The sequence below is a fragment of the Chitinophaga barathri genome (assembly GCF_003807585.1).
Classification (GTDB): Bacteria; Bacteroidota; Bacteroidia; order Chitinophagales; family Chitinophagaceae; genus Chitinophaga; species Chitinophaga barathri.
Map to the genome: position 1 here is coordinate 246,421 of NZ_RMBX01000008.1, position 16,352 is coordinate 262,772.

Annotated in this window: 16 protein-coding genes; 7 read left to right on the plus strand and 9 right to left on the minus strand. The window is 49.5% G+C overall.

Annotated elements, in window-relative coordinates; all coding sequences use genetic code 11:
• Positions 1-385 precede the first annotated feature (385 nt).
• The 5 genes from EG028_RS16150 to EG028_RS16170 all read right to left on the minus strand — a co-directional run bounded on the left by EG028_RS16150 (position 386) and on the right by EG028_RS16170 (position 4,376).
• Positions 386-1,789 (minus strand): MBL fold metallo-hydrolase, encoded by a 1,404-nt coding sequence (locus EG028_RS16150; RefSeq protein ID WP_120517588.1) that lies wholly within the window; start codon positions 1,787-1,789, stop codon positions 386-388.
• Positions 1,790-1,992: 203 nt separating this feature from the next.
• On the minus strand, positions 1,993-2,352 hold the full coding sequence (locus tag EG028_RS16155) for an ArsR/SmtB family transcription factor (protein ID WP_074241384.1): 360 nt from the start codon (positions 2,350-2,352) through the stop codon (positions 1,993-1,995).
• A 304-nt stretch (positions 2,353-2,656) separates the two neighbouring features.
• Positions 2,657-3,331, minus strand: a complete 675-nt coding sequence (gene tsaB / locus EG028_RS16160) for a tRNA (adenosine(37)-N6)-threonylcarbamoyltransferase complex dimerization subunit type 1 TsaB (protein ID WP_120517589.1) — start codon at positions 3,329-3,331, stop codon at positions 2,657-2,659.
• A 12-nt stretch (positions 3,332-3,343) separates the two neighbouring features.
• A complete protein-coding gene (locus EG028_RS16165; RefSeq protein ID WP_120517590.1) occupies positions 3,344-3,991 on the minus strand; it encodes a 3-hydroxyacyl-CoA dehydrogenase family protein in 648 nt (215 codons plus the stop codon).
• 4 nt (positions 3,992-3,995) lie between these two features.
• Positions 3,996-4,376: a RidA family protein gene (locus EG028_RS16170; RefSeq protein ID WP_120517591.1), complete on the minus strand. Its 381-nt coding sequence runs from the start codon at positions 4,374-4,376 to the stop codon at positions 3,996-3,998.
• Between the two features lie 99 nt (positions 4,377-4,475).
• Here EG028_RS16170 and EG028_RS16175 point away from each other — a divergent pair, with 99 nt between their 5' ends.
• A complete protein-coding gene (locus EG028_RS16175) occupies positions 4,476-5,291 on the plus strand; it encodes a CPBP family intramembrane glutamic endopeptidase (protein WP_120517592.1) in 816 nt (271 codons plus the stop codon).
• Here the strand turns inward: EG028_RS16175 and EG028_RS16180 are convergent.
• The 4 genes from EG028_RS16180 to EG028_RS16195 form a co-directional block, all read right to left on the minus strand.
• Complete coding sequence (locus EG028_RS16180; protein WP_162946548.1) at positions 5,277-6,896, minus strand: L,D-transpeptidase family protein; 1,620 nt, start codon at positions 6,894-6,896, stop codon at positions 5,277-5,279. The genes EG028_RS16175 and EG028_RS16180 overlap by 15 nt on opposite strands.
• A gap of 117 nt (positions 6,897-7,013) precedes the next feature.
• Complete coding sequence (locus EG028_RS16185) at positions 7,014-8,564, minus strand: Rne/Rng family ribonuclease (RefSeq protein ID WP_120517594.1); 1,551 nt, start codon at positions 8,562-8,564, stop codon at positions 7,014-7,016.
• Positions 8,565-9,005: 441 nt separating this feature from the next.
• Positions 9,006-9,863 (minus strand): tetratricopeptide repeat protein, encoded by an 858-nt coding sequence (locus EG028_RS16190; protein ID WP_120517595.1) that lies wholly within the window; start codon positions 9,861-9,863, stop codon positions 9,006-9,008.
• A gap of 23 nt (positions 9,864-9,886) precedes the next feature.
• Entirely contained in the window at positions 9,887-10,174 is a 288-nt protein-coding gene (locus EG028_RS16195) for an HU family DNA-binding protein (RefSeq protein WP_073084475.1), read from the minus strand.
• A gap of 225 nt (positions 10,175-10,399) precedes the next feature.
• On the opposite strand from EG028_RS16195, the gene mutY reads away from it, so the two are divergent.
• The 6 genes from mutY (at position 10,400) to EG028_RS16225 (ending at position 16,298) form a co-directional block, all read left to right on the plus strand.
• Entirely contained in the window at positions 10,400-11,449 is a 1,050-nt protein-coding gene (gene mutY / locus EG028_RS16200; protein ID WP_120517596.1) for an A/G-specific adenine glycosylase, read from the plus strand.
• Between the two features lie 170 nt (positions 11,450-11,619).
• Positions 11,620-12,099 carry a single-stranded DNA-binding protein gene (locus tag EG028_RS16205; protein WP_120517597.1) on the plus strand — a complete coding sequence of 160 codons (480 nt, stop codon included), beginning with the start codon at positions 11,620-11,622 and terminating at the stop codon, positions 12,097-12,099.
• Positions 12,100-12,277: 178 nt separating this feature from the next.
• Positions 12,278-13,588, plus strand: a complete 1,311-nt coding sequence (gene gldE / locus EG028_RS16210; RefSeq protein ID WP_241559155.1) for a gliding motility-associated protein GldE — start codon at positions 12,278-12,280, stop codon at positions 13,586-13,588.
• A gap of 8 nt (positions 13,589-13,596) precedes the next feature.
• Entirely contained in the window at positions 13,597-14,196 is a 600-nt protein-coding gene (gene gldD, locus EG028_RS16215; protein WP_241559156.1) for a gliding motility lipoprotein GldD, read from the plus strand.
• 7 nt (positions 14,197-14,203) lie between these two features.
• A complete protein-coding gene (locus EG028_RS16220; protein ID WP_120517600.1) occupies positions 14,204-14,788 on the plus strand; it encodes a DUF3109 family protein in 585 nt (194 codons plus the stop codon).
• 130 nt (positions 14,789-14,918) lie between these two features.
• Positions 14,919-16,298, plus strand: coding sequence for a LutB/LldF family L-lactate oxidation iron-sulfur protein (locus EG028_RS16225; protein WP_120517601.1), 1,380 nt, complete (start codon positions 14,919-14,921; stop codon positions 16,296-16,298).
• Positions 16,299-16,352: the final 54 nt, after the last annotated feature.

Here is a 16,352-nt window from a genome sequence, read left to right on the forward strand (position 1 = left end):
AACCCTTCCCGTGAACTTCCTGCTTTTCTATTTTACCAGATAGATATTTACCAGATAGATACCGCCTTCTCCAAGTACTGGTAATACTGTCGTGTTTTCAGGATATAGTATAAATAAACCAAAGATGAAGCATAGATAAAGCATAGATAAGGCATATCTTATAGATATGCCTTATCTATGGGATATATATGGGATATCTATGGGACATATATGCCTTATCCCTACTCTAACATAGTAGCAGTAAGGCTTTACGACTATTGTTAGGTAGCAGTATTACGGGGGAAGAATTGTAAATAATTGATTTACAACGACCTGAATCAGAAGGGGGCATAAAAAAACGCCGGAAACAATGTTTCCGGCGTTTTCCAGTATTCAATGAAAAAGCTTAGTTCAAGATATTTTTTTCCTGCACCACGGTCAGCCCTTTCTGGTCTTTCATTTTGCCAAAGCCGCCGTTGATGTTGCGGAGATTGTGAATGCCCTCGCGTTTCATGATGGAACAGGCTATCACGCTGCGGTAACCGCCCTGGCAGTGAACATACAGGTTCATATGATCGTCCAGGTCCGCGAGGGTACCAGGATCGGTCATTTCGCTGAGGGTCATGTTGATCGCGCTTTCGATGTGGCCGTCCGCGTATTCAGCCGGCTTGCGTACATCCACTACCACCAGGTTCGGGTCGTGGGGTATGTCCATGGCCAGTTCGTCCGGATCTACGGAGATGATCAGGTCGATCTTTTCACCGGCTGCCTGCCAGGCTTCAAAACCGCCTTCGAGGTAACCCTGTACTTTATCAAAACCGACACGGGCCAGTCTTACGATCGTTTCTTCTTCCTGCCCGGCCGCTGTTACCAGCAGCATCGGCTGGTCGAACGGCAGCAGGCTGCCCGCCCATTCCGCAAAGCGGCCCTCCAGGCCAATGCTGATGGAACCGGGCACATATCCTTCCGTGAAAACGTTCGCGTGGCGGGTATCCAGGATCACGGCGCCTTCGGCTGCCTTTTCCTTGAATTCTTTTATGGACAAAGGTTTCAGGCTTCTTTCCATGATAGTGTTCATGGCATCGTAACCTTCCTTGTTGATCTGCGCGTTGATGGGGAAATATTGCGGGGGTGTAGCCAGCCCGTCCGTCACCTGCCTGATAAAATCGGCTTTGTCTTCGGCCAGCAGGGCATAATTCCCGCTTTTTTCATCGCCGATGGTGCTGTAAGTGTTCGGGCCAAGATTTTTGCCGCAGGCTGAACCGGGGCCATGCGCAGGATATACCGTTACATGATCGGGCAGGATTTTGATCTTATTTTTTAGTGACTCGAACAGGTAACCGGCCAGCTCTTCCTTGCTGAGGTTTCCGCTGAACAGGTCGGGCCTGCCCACATCGCCTACAAACAAAGTATCGCCGGTGAAGATGGCATTCGGCTCGCCTTTTTCGTCCAGCAGCAGGTAGCAGGTGGATTCCATGGTATGGCCGGGCGTGTGCAGGGCCCTCACGGTGAGTTTGCCGATCTTAAAATCCTCGCCGTCTTTCGCGATATGCACGGGAAAACTGGTCGTAGTTTCAGGCCCGTACACGATGGGCGCTTTAGTGGCTGCCGCAAGGTCCAGGTGGCCAGACACGAAGTCTGCATGAAAATGTGTCTCGAAAATATATTTGATGGAGGCGTTCCTTTCATGTGCAAGCTCCAGGTACGGCTCGATGTCTCTCAGCGGATCTATTATAGCGGCTTCCCCTTCGGATTCTATATAATATGCTGCTTCGGATAAGCAACCTGTATACAACTGCTTAATGAACATAGTGGTTTTTGATTTTTGCAAAAATACGAAGAAGTTAGGCAATGCGGGTTGACGGATGTCAGGGGTCCGTCAAACTGTTATCCGGTAGGATAAGGGGATTAAAAGGCATAAAAAAGGCTGTCTTCCCAACAGGAGAAGACAGCCAGTTCAGTATGGTGCAGGGCCGCTCTTCCGGCCACTTAAAAGAAAAGATTGTAGATGGATTATCCCACCAGTTCCTCGACAAACTTAGCTACCTCAGCAATACGTTGCTTGTTGATAGTATAGTGGATAAACTTACCGTCTCTTTCGGTAATCACGATGCCTGCGCGCCTCAGGATGGCCAGGTGCTGGCTTGCTACAGACTGTTCCAAACGCAATTTCACATAGATCTCCGTTACAGTCATGCGCTTATGGTCTTCCAGCAGCTTGATCATTTGCTGGCGCAGTTTGTGGTTGATTGCTCTCAACACCATCGCGGCCTTTTTAACGGCAATGTAATCCAATTTGATCTGATCTTTTTCATTGTTACCTCTAGAAATAATAAGAGTATTAGAAGAGGTAGTTAATAATTGTTTTTCCATCGCAAAATAGTTTTAAAAATAAATGAAATGACAGGGATCAACGGACAGTAAAACGCGACTATTAGACAACAATCACGGATATTGATTATACAAAATTATAATATCTGTCACAATAAAAAAAATTTCTATACCTTCTTTTTTAATATATAAACCGGAATATGCCTCTTTTTTCCACAATTTGACACTTCTCTGACATTTCCGGGTGCGTTTTACTGTCAATCCTGCCGTCCACAGATTATAACGCGTTTCAATGCGTAATATGATGCGGCGAAATGCTAAAAATCTGCTAAAAAATTAGAGGATGTTACGGTTTTCCAGGGGTAAAGAAGGCTTTGAGATAGTGGGGAGCGAAGTAGGCCACATCCTGAAAATGCTTGCTGGCAAAGGCTTTATCTGCCAGAGGGATCATATGTGCGGCGGAAATCTGATATGTGGGAAAAACAGCATTGGTAGGCGATCCTAAAAAAGGCCGCCATTTTGCGGCGCCGTCGCCAAAGAAAAACGCCGTTTTCAGGCCCATATACGCGCTGAAAGAATCAGGTGCCAGTATCATAGCCTGCGGGGGCATTTCCGCGTGTAATGAGCTGTTATACACCGCCGTGAACACTTCCATGCGGCGGGCGTCTATCATCGGTACATAAAATGCATCTTCCTGGTGCTCAGCCTGTAAACCTGATGCCATCATCTGCAAAGTGGAGACTGCGATCAGGGGTTTTTTCCAGGTATAACACAATCCTTTCACCGTGGCGGCGCCCACACGCAGACCTGTATACGAACCGGGCCCGGCGCTCACCGCGATGGCGTCCAGCTCTTCGTGGCGGATACCGTGATTGTTCAGCAGGCGCTGTATAAACAGGCCGATAGTGGCTGCATGATCTTTCTGATCCGCGTTGTGCAGCGTTTCCAGTTCTTTCCCGTCCTGCGATAAACAAACGGAGCCAAACGAAGTGGCGGTGTCGATATGTAAAATAAGTGCCAAACGATAATATTTTTAAAACGGCAGTGCTTCGTATTCCTCCCGCAAAAGCGGGGCGGGTTTGTAACGTTCGTTGCCTGTTTCCCGGTAAACGGCCTGCAATACTTCGTATATGTTGCGGATGCCGGCCTTTTTGCTCCATTCAAAAGGGCCGTAAGGATAGTTCGTGCCCAGTTTCATGGAAATATCTATGTCTTCCCGCGAGGCGGTGCCTTCCGCCGCGGTAAAATATGCTTCGTTGATGATCATGGCTACTACTCTTGGCGTAACCATTCCCGTGGCGGCCCTGACAGTTTCGTATGCCCAGCCCAGTGTTTTCATCAGCGCCTCCAGTGCCGGGGCTTCGCCCGCGGCGGACAATGCTGTTTCCAGCGGGCTCATGCCGATAAAACCAAGCAGCCAGTTCACGCCGTAAATATGAGGATATTGCTCCCATACCGACGGCGAGGTTTTCACCAGGCAGCCCAGCACGGGCACTTCCGGCTTCATGGAGTACAACATGAGATTTTCAGGCCGCTCGTCCAGGGAGAGGTCTATCACCACATCGGTTTCACCACGGATAAGCTGCAGTTCGGGTTCCCACACACAATTGTGGCCGTCAGTATTCCTGGTGGCCTGAAACTCTTCCCATCGCCGGGCGTCGCCTGTTATGAGAATATCCATAGGTTTATTTAACTGCGATCATGGAAATCTCAACATTCACGCCTTTGGGCAAAGCAGCCACCTGCACGGTTTCCCGGGCGGGGAAGTAGCCGGAAAAATACTTGCCGTACACTTCGTTGATCTGTGAAAAATCATCCATGTTCATGATAAAAATGGTGCTTTTCACTACATCGGAAAAGTCCATGCCGGCTTCGGTGAGGATATTCCGCAGGTTCTGCATCACGCGGTGCGTTTCGGTGATGATATCATCTTTTTCCAGCTGCCCGCTTTCAGGGTTCAGGGCAATCTGGCCTGAAATAAAAAGCATACTGCCGGCTTTGATGGCCTGGTTATACGGTCCGATAGGCGCCGGGGCATTGTTTGTGTTGATGATCTGTTTTTCCATATGCGGCAAAAATAAGATTTTAGATACGCAAATTCCTTATATTAGCATTATAGTGTCAACCAAAGAAGTACCATATCCCGCAACATTATCTTTCCGATTATGTATGTCAAAACCCTGAATGGTCTTTCGTTAAATGGCGCCTGGAAGATGCAGATCAGCTTGTACGCGGGCTGGATTGCGGGCGCTGGCCTTCTCTACTTGTTTACCGGGAGCAACATCTTGCTGTACTCCTCGTTACTCGTCACTATCTACCTCCTGAGCGGCGTCAGCGTCATCCTTTGTACGCTGATCAACAAAAAAGATAATTTCCGCCTCATCCCGAAGATCAATATTTCTGTTGAAACCTTTCTGCTGGCTTTTTCCATGGCGCTTGCGCTGGTCATGGTGAAAGACGGGCTGGGATACCTGCTCCCCTTCCCCACCTGGCCGGAGCTTTCTTTTACCTCCATTCATACCGGTTCCGGTTATGCGATCATTGTTTCCGTGATGCTGGCGGCTTTTATGGAAGAGTTGCTTTTCCGCGGTATTATGATGGAAGCGCTGATGCAAAGATATTCCGGTGGCGTGGCGCTGCTGCAAAGCTCGCTGCTTTTTATGCTCGCCCACCCCGACCCTGCGCAGATGCCCGGTACTTTCCTCCTGGGGCTGCTCACCGGCTTTTTTTATCTCCGCCTCCGCGACCTCTGCTCCTGTTTCCTCATCCACCTCACCCATAACGTCGCCACCGCCCTGCTTATTTCCGCGGGCACCTTCCAGTTCATGGCCGCTTCGCCGGTCATGTACCTGATGATCATCGCGGGATGTATCGTGGTGCTCACGGCCGGTTATTTTATGGTCATGAAACTTAAACCGGCAAGCGTCATTAAACCGCTGCCGGAAAAGATCCGCCCAAAGGCCATGTTACTTACCAAATAAGAGCTTCGCCAGTTTGGCGTCGTGGCCGTATACGTCGTCACGGAAGTTGAGGCGGCCCTGGCTGTCCACCCAGGCGGTGAAATACCCGATATACACCGGGAGTTTGGTTTTCAGCGTCACATACTTTTCTTTCCCTGCGTTCATCGCGGCGTCTATTTTCTGTTCCGTCCAGCTGGAATCTTTACGCAGTACCCACTGTGCGAGATGTTTGGGTTCCGCTACGCGGATGCAGCCGTGGCTGAAGGAACGTTTTGTTTCGTTGAACAGTCCTTTGGACGGGGTATCGTGCAGGTAAATGTTGTATTCGTTCGGAAAAAGGAATTTCACTTTGCCGAGGGAATTGCTCGGGCCCGGCTTCTGCCTTACAGAAATATTGTTGCCGCTGCCGGTCATTTCCATGTTGTGGCGCGCCAGGTAGGCTTTGCCGCTGCGGCGGATGCCCGGCAGTACTTCTTTTTTCAGGATACCAGGCGGTACATTCCAGTAGGGGCTGAATACCACGTATTGCATTTCCTTGCTGAAAATTACCGTGCTGGCGCCGGGTGTGCCCACCACTACGTTGCAGCTCCAGGCAAGTTTGCCATCTTCATATGCGTGCAGCCGGAATTCGGGGATATTTACAAGCAGGTAATCCGTCGTTACTTCCACGGGTACCCAGCGGAGGCGCTCCATGTTCAGCAGCAGCTGCTGCATATAGTGTTCCGTCGGGCGGTTGAGGGCGTCCACGGTCTGCTGGCGGATGATGCCATCGGGTTTCTGTCCCATGCGGGTTTGATAGTTTCGCAGGGCGGAATCCAGCAGGGGAGTGAATTTCGTGGTGGTATCGTTTTCCTTGTAATCGCCCCAGATAGTCAGCCGTTTTTTTACGGCGGCGATCACGTCAGAGGAGTCGCCGGATTTGAATGTTTTCTTTTTATCCGCCAGCCTGATGGAATCATGCTGCGGGTGTTTTTTCACCAGTTCGCCTACTTTGGTGAGCTCATCGCGGAGGAGCTTATACTGGCGGTTCACCGGCTCGTCGGACGCCAGGGCGCGTTTCGGGTAGCGGATGATGGAATCCAGCAGGCTTTCCACATTGATCTTCTTTCGGGGAATGAACCATTCCAGGTCTTTGGCATCCTTCGTCATGCCGCCCCATACTTTGTTCGCATATACGAAAAACTGCCCGGTGAGGCTCAGCTCTGCTATGGAGATGAGGGTATCCTGCCGGTTGAGGCTGTCGCCCATCAGCGCGATGGAATCATACAGGGCGTTTACCCGGCTTTTATTCAGCACACTATCTTTGATGCCGCTTTCTTCGTCCTGCCGCATCATGTTCAGCAGGCCGCCCGCCTGTTCCGTGATCCCTTCTTCGTTGATCCAGGCGTAGTGGAAGTCGCGTTTGCGGTAAAACTCTTTGATCAGGTCCGTATAGGGCGCAAATTCCGCATGCCGTGCCAGGAAGTCGCCAACCTGGTTGCTGTCCAGCGACTGGGCAATATATTCCTGTTTGGTGTAGTGGGTGGTGTCCCTGTTGATGGCTTCGGATTTTCCGGATCTGCCACCCTGTTTACAGGCGGCGAAAGCGAGGATAACGAGTACGGGCAGCAGATAATTTTTCAGCATAGCACAGAACGGTTTACGAGGTATAACAATTGAATACCGGGTATGTTGCGTTAGGAAAGCAACAATCATGCAAAAGGGCCTACTGTTTTTCCAGTAAGCCCTTTGCAATATCTTTTTTTACAATTTGATTTCTTCGTCGTTGGCATCAAAGAAGTGGTATTCCGTAAGATGATAATTGGAATCCGCTTTGAGTTTGATCCATTTTTTGTGGGCGAAGTACCATTTCCACTGCCGGCTGCGCATGAACCAGCCTTTGTTGAGGAAGGCGTACAGTATCGGGTGTACGCGGATGGTGAGGCCTTTGTGCTGGTGATTGAGGAGATACAGGAGGTTCTTCTCGATGTCTTCGACAATGAGCATGGAAGCGCCGATCTTGCCGGTGCCTTTGCAGGCCGGGCAATCTTCCGCAACGGAAATGGTGATCTCCGGTTTCACGCGCTGGCGGGTGATCTGCATCAGGCCGAACTTGGAAATGGGCAGGATGGTATGTTTTGCCCGGTCCGGCGCCATGAATTTTTCCATGGCTTCGTACACCGTTTTTTTGTTCTCCGGCAGTTTCATATCGATGAAGTCGATGATGATGATGCCGCCCAGGTCGCGGAGCCTTAGCTGGCGTGCGATCTCGGCCGCCGCTTCCAGGTTGGAGGCGAGGGCGTTCTGTTCCTGGTTGTTGCTGGAGCTTTTATAGCCGCTGTTCACGTCTATGACGTGCAGGGCTTCGGTGGCTTCGATGATGAGATAGACCCCGCTGTCCAGGTTCACGGTTTTGCCGAAAGATGCTTTCACCTGGCGGGTGACGCCGAAGTGATCGAAGATGGGAGCGCCGTTGTGGTAATAGGTAACAATGTCCTGCTTTTCCGGCGCGATCTTCTGGATATACGTCTTGGTGTCCGTATAAATATTTTTATCGTTGATGACGATGCGGTTAAAGCTCTCGTTCAACAGGTCGCGCAGGATGCTGGTTGTTTTGGTCTGTTCGCTCAGTATTTTTTGCGGGGCCTGGCCGTTTCGCAGGTTTTCCTGGATGGTTTTCCAGGTGCTGACGAGGGTGGTCAGGTCTTCGTGTAGTTCGGCGGTCTTTTTTCCTTCGGCGGCGGTACGTACGATCACTCCAAAATTGGGCGGTTTGATGGCCTCAACGATCTTCTGTAGTCTTTTCCTTTCTTCCGATGAGTGTATCTTTTTGGATACGGCTACAATATTGTTGAAAGGGGTGATAACGATGAAGCGCCCCGGGAGCGATATTTCGCAGCTGAGCCTGGGGCCTTTGGAAGAAATGGGTTCTTTTAGGATCTGTACGAGGATGTTGGGTTTTCCGCCGAGCACTTCGGTGATCTTACCTGTTTTTACGATTTCCGGTTCATTCTTGAACTTTCCGAAATCGAAGGTCTCTGACTTGTCCGAGATGGATTGTTGGGTGAACTTTAAGAGTGACCGGATGTAGGGGCTGAGGTCCGTATAGTGCAGGAAGGCGTCTTTTTCGAAGCCAACATCTACAAAGGCCGCGTTCAGGCCGGGAATGAGTTTCTTTACTTTGCCCAAATAAAGGTCGCCCACCGCAAAATTAGGGTTACCGCTTTCATGATGCAGCTCCACTAATTTTTTATCTTCCAGCAATGCTATTTCTACACCGGATGGTGCTGCATTTATAATCAATTCCTTATTCAAGCGTCAAAATTTTATCCATAAATACTTCACTTTAGTGCACCCGCAGTGTTAACACGGGAATACAACATGCCCAAATGAGAGGCCGGGGTCTGGGACCGGCGATTCACTACGAGGAGAGGATTGTGCAAAGGGTTCTAGTGATATACAGGATAAGTTCCGGAATCTGTAGGCCGAACTACGAAAACAACCTGCATGACTTTAGCAATTTAACAATTAAAGCTAAAATCATGCAGGATCGTCTAAAAAAATTTATCGTGTCGGGCCCTACCGTCTACTTATACCTGTTAGTATAAATGGCGGGGAAACAGGAGAATTATTTCTTACCTTTCTTATGACGGTTTTTTCTCAACCTTTTTTTGCGTTTGTGGGTTGCGATTTTATGTCTTTTTCTTTTCTTTCCGCAGGGCATACCTTTTTTTGTTTTTAATGTTTTATAATATATTACTTAATGCTCTTTATATACTCGTCTATCTCAGCAGCCAGCGCCGGATCTTTGATCAGCTTGCGGCATTGACGGAGCAGATCGATAGCTTTCTCATTTTCTCCTTTGCTCTGATGGGCCACGGCCAGCAGGAACATTGCTTTGGGCTCGTCAGGCTTGCGTTCCAGTACTTTTTCCATCCGTTCGATCGCTTTGTCGAACTGGCCGGAGGTGATACTGAAATTGGCCAGTGTGAGCTGGGCATCCAGGAAATCAGGATTCCGCTCCGCTACTTCCCTCAGAATGCCGATGCCTTCCATAGGCGCCGAGCTATTGCTGATTACAAGCAGCGTACCTTTCTTTACTTTCAGCGTGTCATTGTTTGGTTCAAGCGCGATAGCCCTGTCAAGCAACTCTTTAGCCTTTTCGGCCTCCCACTGTCTTACGCCCGCGTCCTGGGTGTGCGAGAGATGGTCTAAAAATAAATTGGCTGCAAAGGTGAGGCTTTTTCCCGAATTTTCCAACTTAGCGGCTTCGGCGGCATAATGTGCGGCGATGGGGAGCTCGTTTAGATTGTCCCAGATGGTGTACAATTGCCGGTAAGCGGTGATCTGTTGGGTCTGAACATCACCGCGTACGACAGTATTTTCAAGCCCGGTGATTTCCACCAGCTTGTCAGCAGGAACCTTTTCTTTGGCCTTTTTGAGCAGATCGTTAAAATCGGCAGCCTTTGTTTCCGCCATGGGAGCGCCTTCAGCGGCGTGGTCATGACCTTCATGATCGTGCCCATGCACTTTCGGCGATATCCGGCCAAACGCAAACAGTACCGAGATTACGGCAACAGCAAGGCCAATAAGGAGTAGTTGATTTCTTTGCACCTAATAAATGTTAGGATGCAAATCTAAGAACTTTTGAGCTTTTTAACTTCTGCTACAAACTCTTTAGATGGCTTAAATGCTGGAATGAAGTGTTCCGGGATCTCCACGGCCACGTTCTTCTTGATGTTACGGCCAATCTTGGCAGCTCTTTTCTTGGTGATAAAGCTACCGAACCCGCGGATGTAGATATGCTCGCCATTTGCTAACGCCTCCTTAACTTCCTTGAACATGGCTTCGAGTGTTACTAACACATCTACTTTGGGGATGCCGGTTTTTTCAGCAATGTTGTTAATCAAATCAGCTTTTCTCATAATGAAGCGGAGGATTACTTGTTTTCCAAAGTTATTAAAAAAAATTTAATTGCTGAATTTTCAAGCAAATAAAATTTATCTTTTTTTGTTATAGATACTGCGTTCTAAAAATACGTTTATTTGTGCTCCCGCTAATGCCTAAATCACTGCAATTCAGCACTAATAAAGGCTTTGGGAACACGAATATATAAAAAAATCTCAACATATATAAATTATTTTGCCCAAATGACCGATACAAAAAGATTTTTTACTGACCGTATCCTGACCTGGAACCGCTCCCACAACGACCGGACCATGCCCTGGAAGAACGAAAAAAATCCATATTTCATCTGGTTATCCGAGATCATTCTTCAACAAACCCGGGTGGAACAAGGCCGGCCCTATTATGAAAGGTTCATCGCCGCATACCCCACCGTGAACGATCTCGCCAAAGCCCCGGAGGAAGAGGTTTTCCGCCTCTGGCAAGGGCTCGGCTACTACGCCCGCTGCAAAAATATGCTCGCCGCAGCCCGCTCCATCGCCCATTCCGGCAAATTTCCCGATACCTACGAAGGCATTGCCGCGCTCAAAGGCGTAGGCGCCTATACGGCAGCCGCCATCGCTTCTTTTGCCTATAACCTTCCCCACGCTGTGCTTGACGGAAATGTTTACCGTGTGCTTGCCCGCTATTTTGGCATTGATACTCCTATAGACACTACTGCAGGCAAAAAACGCTTCACCTTCCTTGCCAATGATTTGCTCCCCAAAAACCAGGCTGGCATTTATAATCAGGCGATTATGGATTTCGGGGCCGTAGTCTGCAAACCTCAGCAACCACTCTGCAAAACTTGTACGCTCTCGCCTCATTGCGAGGCCTTTCAAAAAGGATTAACAGATCTTGTTCCTGTAAAATCCAAAAAATTAATCATAAAAAAAAGATATTTCCATTTTTTACTGCTCGAACAGGACGGAAAGATCTGGATCCGCAAACGTACCGCCAAAGACATCTGGCAGAACCTTCACGAGTTCCCCCTCGTGGAAACCCCGGCCCCTGCCGACCTGGAAACCCTTCGTCAAACTCCTGGTTTTCAGCGCCTGCTGCCTATAAAAACAAAGACCACGGCGCCCGGCATCGAACTGAAGCAGCAGCTTACCCACCAGACCATTCACGCCAGCTTTATCCGTTTCAGCCTTTCCCCGGATTTTACCCTGCCGGAAGATTATATGCTGGTGCCGGCAAACCAGTTGGACAAATATGCCTTCCCGAAGATCATCACCGATTACCTGAAACGTTAGACGTGCCGGAACGGCTTTAGTACCATACAAATACGTAACCGTATCCGTAAGCCTTACCTGTCAACGGAAAAGGTAAAAATTCTATGCCTTGATTGGAAAAAAATATTAACTTTAGTAAGGTTGACCGTGAGATGAATAATTTATAATAGGACAGATTAAAACCTACAATTATGAGAGGTGTTAATAAAGTAATCCTGATTGGCAATCTTGGCAGAGACCCCGATGTTCAATTCCTGGAAGGTAATATTGCAGTGGCTAAATTCTCCCTCGCCACTACCGAAACGTTTAAAGACAGAGCCGGCAAGTTGATTTCCCAAACAGAATGGCATACGGTTGTTCTTTGGAGAGGACTGGCGGAACTGGCCCAGAAGTATCTCCACAAAGGCAGCCTCGTCTATATTGAGGGCCGCCTCCGGACCCGCAGCTGGGAAGACAAGGAAGGCAACAAAAAATTCGCCACGGAAGTAGTAGGTGACAACCTGGTGATGCTGGACAAAAGGATGGATGTTAACAACGGCGACCACCCTGTTTCCCACCACCATACCACCGGCCCGGCTACCACTCCCACAGGAGCCCCGCATCACGGGGAAGGTTATGCAGGCCTGGATATCCCCCCGATGAGCGAACCGGCGGACGACCTGCCTTTTTAATGCCAACCCGGCAGGTTAAATCTTCAAGACTATCCGCCCGTAACGGTACATTCTTTATATTTGCATGCGGGAAAGCGATTCAATCATTACAGACCTGAATTACTTTCCCATTATTTTTGACCAATACATAAATAACTTGGCTTACCTACCGGCTAGCATTTTACCGATCAAGAGTGTTTTGTTACAAGAGCTGGCATCGAACGCACCTAACCTGAATATCGTTGTGTTCCTGCTGGTTATATTCATTTTGTTACTGCTCACTTTCATTGTTTCCGGAGCAGAAGTGGCCTTTTTTTCCCTGAATTACAAAGACCTGAACGTACTCAAAACCCGGCAAAGCAACGCCGGTAAAATGATCACCAGGCTCCTGGAAAAACCCAAATCACTGCTCGCCTCCCTCCAGATAGCGAACATCCTGTTCAACATCGCCTTCATTTTTATTACCAATTACCTCATATACCAGGTGGAATCCCTCCAGGAACTGGCCGTCGTGTCTTTCGTGGTAAGGATTGCCATCATCACTTTCGTATTGCTGTTCTTTGGCCAGATACTCCCGCGCGTGTGGGCCACCCAGAATAATATGCGCTTTGCCACCTATTTTGCGTGGTTCGTCCATATCATTTACGCCACGCTGGAGCCGGTAAGCGACTTTTTTGTGAGTATGAGCGAAGGCATAGAAGCCCGCCTGTTCCATCGGAACACCCGCCCCATCAACTACCACGAAATAGACGAAGTGATTGAAATGAGCGTGGAGCCGGGCGCTTCGCAGGAAGAAAAAAATATTGTGCGGGGCATTCTCAAATTCGGCAACATCGCCGTGAAACAGATCATGCGCACCCGCCTGGACGTGAACGGCCTGGAGTACGACATGCCCTTCAGCGCCGTCGTAAAACAGGTGGCAGACCTCCACTATTCCCGCCTCCCCGTGTACAAAGTGAACCTGGACACGATCGTGGGCGTGGTACACACCAAAGACCTTTTACAACACCTGGACAAAGGGGATGATTTCGACTGGCACGAAGTATTGCGCCAGCCCTTTTTTGTGCATGAACATAAACTGATAGAAGACCTCCTGAATGAGTTCCAGACCCGGCATATGCATTTTGCCGTGGTAGTGGACGAGTTCGGGGGCACCTCGGGCATCGTGACGCTGGAGGACATTATGGAAGAGGTGATCGGGGATATCAAAGACGAGTTTGACGAGGAAGAATTCAATTACAACAAGGTAAACGATCATACCTACGTGTTCGAAGGCAAAACCATGCTGAATGACGTTTGCCGCATCCTGAACATCGCACCGGACACCTTTGAGACCGTAAAAGGCGAAAGCGACTCCATCGGCGGGCTCATCCTGGAGCTTTCGGGGAAATTCCCGGAGGAAAACAGCGTGATCAGCTTTGGGAACTTCGATTTCACCATCCTGGAAGTGACCAAAATGCGCATCCAGAAAGTACAGGTGAGCATTAAATCTGGTATAGAAACTGAATGAGACCGGTCGTGAAAAATTTCCGCTATTTATTACTGGCAGCCATTCTGCCTATTTTAGCCGCCTGCGGGCAACAGGGCACCACGCCCAAACCCAGGGGTTATTTCCGCATAGATCTGCCGGAAAAACAATACCGCCTGTTCGACGAGCCCGGTTATCCTTACTCATTCGAATATCCCGTATACGCGAACATCGTGAAAGACACCCTCTTTTTTGATGAAAAAGCGGAAAATCCCTGGTGGATCAACGTGGACATCCCCGGACTGAACGGTAAAATTTACCTGAGCTATAAGGTCGTAGGCCCGAAAAACGCATTGGACAAGCTCATCAACGATGCTTTTAAACTGACTTACAAACATACCTACAAAGCAGAATCCATTGAAGAACAGGACATCCACACGCCGAACAACGTGCACGGCCTGTTTTACGAAGTAGGCGGCAATGCGGCATCCGCCAAACAATTTTACGCCACGGATTCCAGCGCGCATTTTTTGCGCGGAGCTTTGTACTTTTATGCACCGCCTAATGCGGATTCCCTGGCGCCGGTCAATAAATTCCTGGAAGAGGATATGCGCCACCTGGTCGAAACGCTGAAATGGAAAGCTAACTGAGCGAAAGATGATAGTGATAGATGATAAATACATCAGTGACGATGTAATCGAAAAGAACTTTGTATGCAACCTGAACGCATGCAAAGGCGCCTGTTGCGTTGCCGGCGATTGCGGCGCGCCACTGGAAGAGGCTGAACTGAAAATCCTGAAAAAGATCTATCCCAAAGTAAAGCCCTTTCTCCGCCCGCAGGGCATCGAAGAAATAGAACGTACCGGCCTGCATACCTGGGACGATGAGCACGGACACGTAACCCCGATCGTAAACGGCGCCATCTGCGCCTACGCTACCATAGACGATAACGGCATTGTAGGCTGCGGCATCGAAAAGGCCTGGAAGGCCGGTGTGATCGATTACCGCAAGCCCATTTCCTGCCACCTCTACCCCATCCGCATTACCAGATACGAGAGTTTTGAAGCGGTGAACTACGACAAATGGAGCGTCTGCAAACCCGCCTGCAAACTGGGCAACCAACTACAGGTACCGGTGTACAAGTTCCTGAAAGAAGCCATCACCCGGAAATACGGCGAAGAGTTTTACGAAGTGCTGGACAAGATCGCGAACAAAAAACACCTTGAAGAAACGGAAGACTAATAACAGGCTATCCCCGGGAGCAGGATAGTACAGGACAGGAATGATATAATTTTTCTGAATATTGATAGAATAGGCGCAATCTTTGCCCTGCAAAAACACCCGAACACTTTTTGACTATCTTTACAGGCATATGAACAAGACGGCAAGCACCTTTCTTTCCGAAAGCGAAAACAAAGCGGCTGATCTGGGTCACCGCAAGACGATCAACTTCAATATAGGCAAGTACAATGCCGCCGTGAAGAACGGCAAACTTCAGTTCGCAGACCTGCCTACGGCACGTGAGCGCGCCAAAAACGTGAAGTGGAAAGCCATCGAGAACCTGGATAAACACCTGGAAGATTTCGAGATGAACTTCATCAAACGGGGCGGCAAAGTGATCTGGGCGGAAACGGCTGAACAGGCGCGTGAAGAAATCCTCGCCATCTGCAAAGCGAAGAACTGCAAGACCGTGGTGAAGAGCAAATCCATGGCCACGGAAGAAATACACCTGAACGATTTCCTGCACGAAAACAATATCGAAAGCGTAGAGACCGATCTCGGCGAATATATCCAGCAGCTGGACGATGAACCGCCTTATCACATCGTGACGCCCGCCATGCATAAAAGCAAAGAGCAGGTAGCGCAGCTCTTTCACGAAAAACTCGGCTCCTCTCCCACGCTTACGCCTGAAGAACTCACGCTCGTAGCCCGCGACAAACTCCGCCAGAAATACCTGGACGCGGAAGTGGGCATCACCGGCGCCAACTTCATCATTGCGGATATCGGCGGCATCGCCGTTACCGAAAATGAAGGCAATGCGCGGCTCACCACTTCTTTCCCCAAAACGCATATCGCGCTGATCGGGATTGAAAAAGTACTGCCGTCCATCAACGACCTTGCGCTATTCTGGCCGCTGCTGGCCACGTACGGCACCGGTCAGCAGATCACGTCTTACAATACCATCTTCACCGGCCCCCGCCAGGAAGGCGAAACAGACGGGCCGGAAGAGATGTATGTGATCTTCCTGGACAATGGCCGCACGAACATCCTGCAAGACGTAGAGGCCCGCGAAAGCCTCTATTGCATCCGCTGCGGCTCCTGCCTCAACGCCTGCCCCGTGTACAAAAACATCGGCGGCCATACTTACAAAACTACCTATAGCGGCCCCATCGGCGCAGTGATCACACCGCACCTGCAAGGGATAGAAAAATACATGCACCTCAGCTTTGCTTCTTCCCTTTGCGGCAACTGCACCGAGGTGTGCCCCGTGCGCATCAACCTGCACGAGCTGCTGCTGCACAACCGTCATAAAGCAGTAGAAGAACATCATACCACCGGTGCTGAAAAGATCGGATGGTTTGGCTGGAAACAGGCTTGCCTCAGCAGGCGCATGATGAACCTGGTGGGCGGTAAAACCAAAAACCTGGTGATCGGGAAACTGTTCGGAAGCGCCTGGGGTGACGATGAAAGAGGGCTGCCTGTATTTGCGCCCAAGTCGTTCAACCAGATGTGGAAAGAAAAGAAAAAATAAACCGACAGATATTTTTGATACAGGGGCTGAGAGATCAGCCCCTTTTTATTGTGC

Excerpts from the sequence above, each read along its gene's own strand:
- EG028_RS16170 (WP_120517591.1), bottom strand. The coding sequence starts at position 4,376 with ATGGAAAAACAGATCATCAACACAAACAATGCCCCGGCGCCTATCGGA.
- EG028_RS16155 (WP_074241384.1), bottom strand. The coding sequence starts at position 2,352 with ATGGAAAAACAATTATTAACTACCTCTTCTAATACTCTTATTATTTCT.
- EG028_RS16205 (WP_120517597.1), top strand. The coding sequence starts at position 11,620 with ATGAGAGGTGTTAATAAAGTAATCCTGATTGGCAATCTTGGCAGAGAC.
- EG028_RS16220 (WP_120517600.1), top strand. The coding sequence starts at position 14,204 with ATGATAGTGATAGATGATAAATACATCAGTGACGATGTAATCGAAAAG.
- EG028_RS16150 (WP_120517588.1), bottom strand. The coding sequence starts at position 1,789 with ATGTTCATTAAGCAGTTGTATACAGGTTGCTTATCCGAAGCAGCATAT.
- EG028_RS16225 (WP_120517601.1), top strand. The coding sequence starts at position 14,919 with ATGAACAAGACGGCAAGCACCTTTCTTTCCGAAAGCGAAAACAAAGCG.
- EG028_RS16180 (WP_162946548.1), bottom strand. The coding sequence starts at position 6,896 with ATGCTGAAAAATTATCTGCTGCCCGTACTCGTTATCCTCGCTTTCGCC.
- EG028_RS16165 (WP_120517590.1), bottom strand. The coding sequence starts at position 3,991 with ATGGATATTCTCATAACAGGCGACGCCCGGCGATGGGAAGAGTTTCAG.
- EG028_RS16195 (WP_073084475.1), bottom strand. The coding sequence starts at position 10,174 with ATGAGAAAAGCTGATTTGATTAACAACATTGCTGAAAAAACCGGCATC.
- EG028_RS16175 (WP_120517592.1), top strand. The coding sequence starts at position 4,476 with ATGTATGTCAAAACCCTGAATGGTCTTTCGTTAAATGGCGCCTGGAAG.
- mutY (WP_120517596.1), top strand. The coding sequence starts at position 10,400 with ATGACCGATACAAAAAGATTTTTTACTGACCGTATCCTGACCTGGAAC.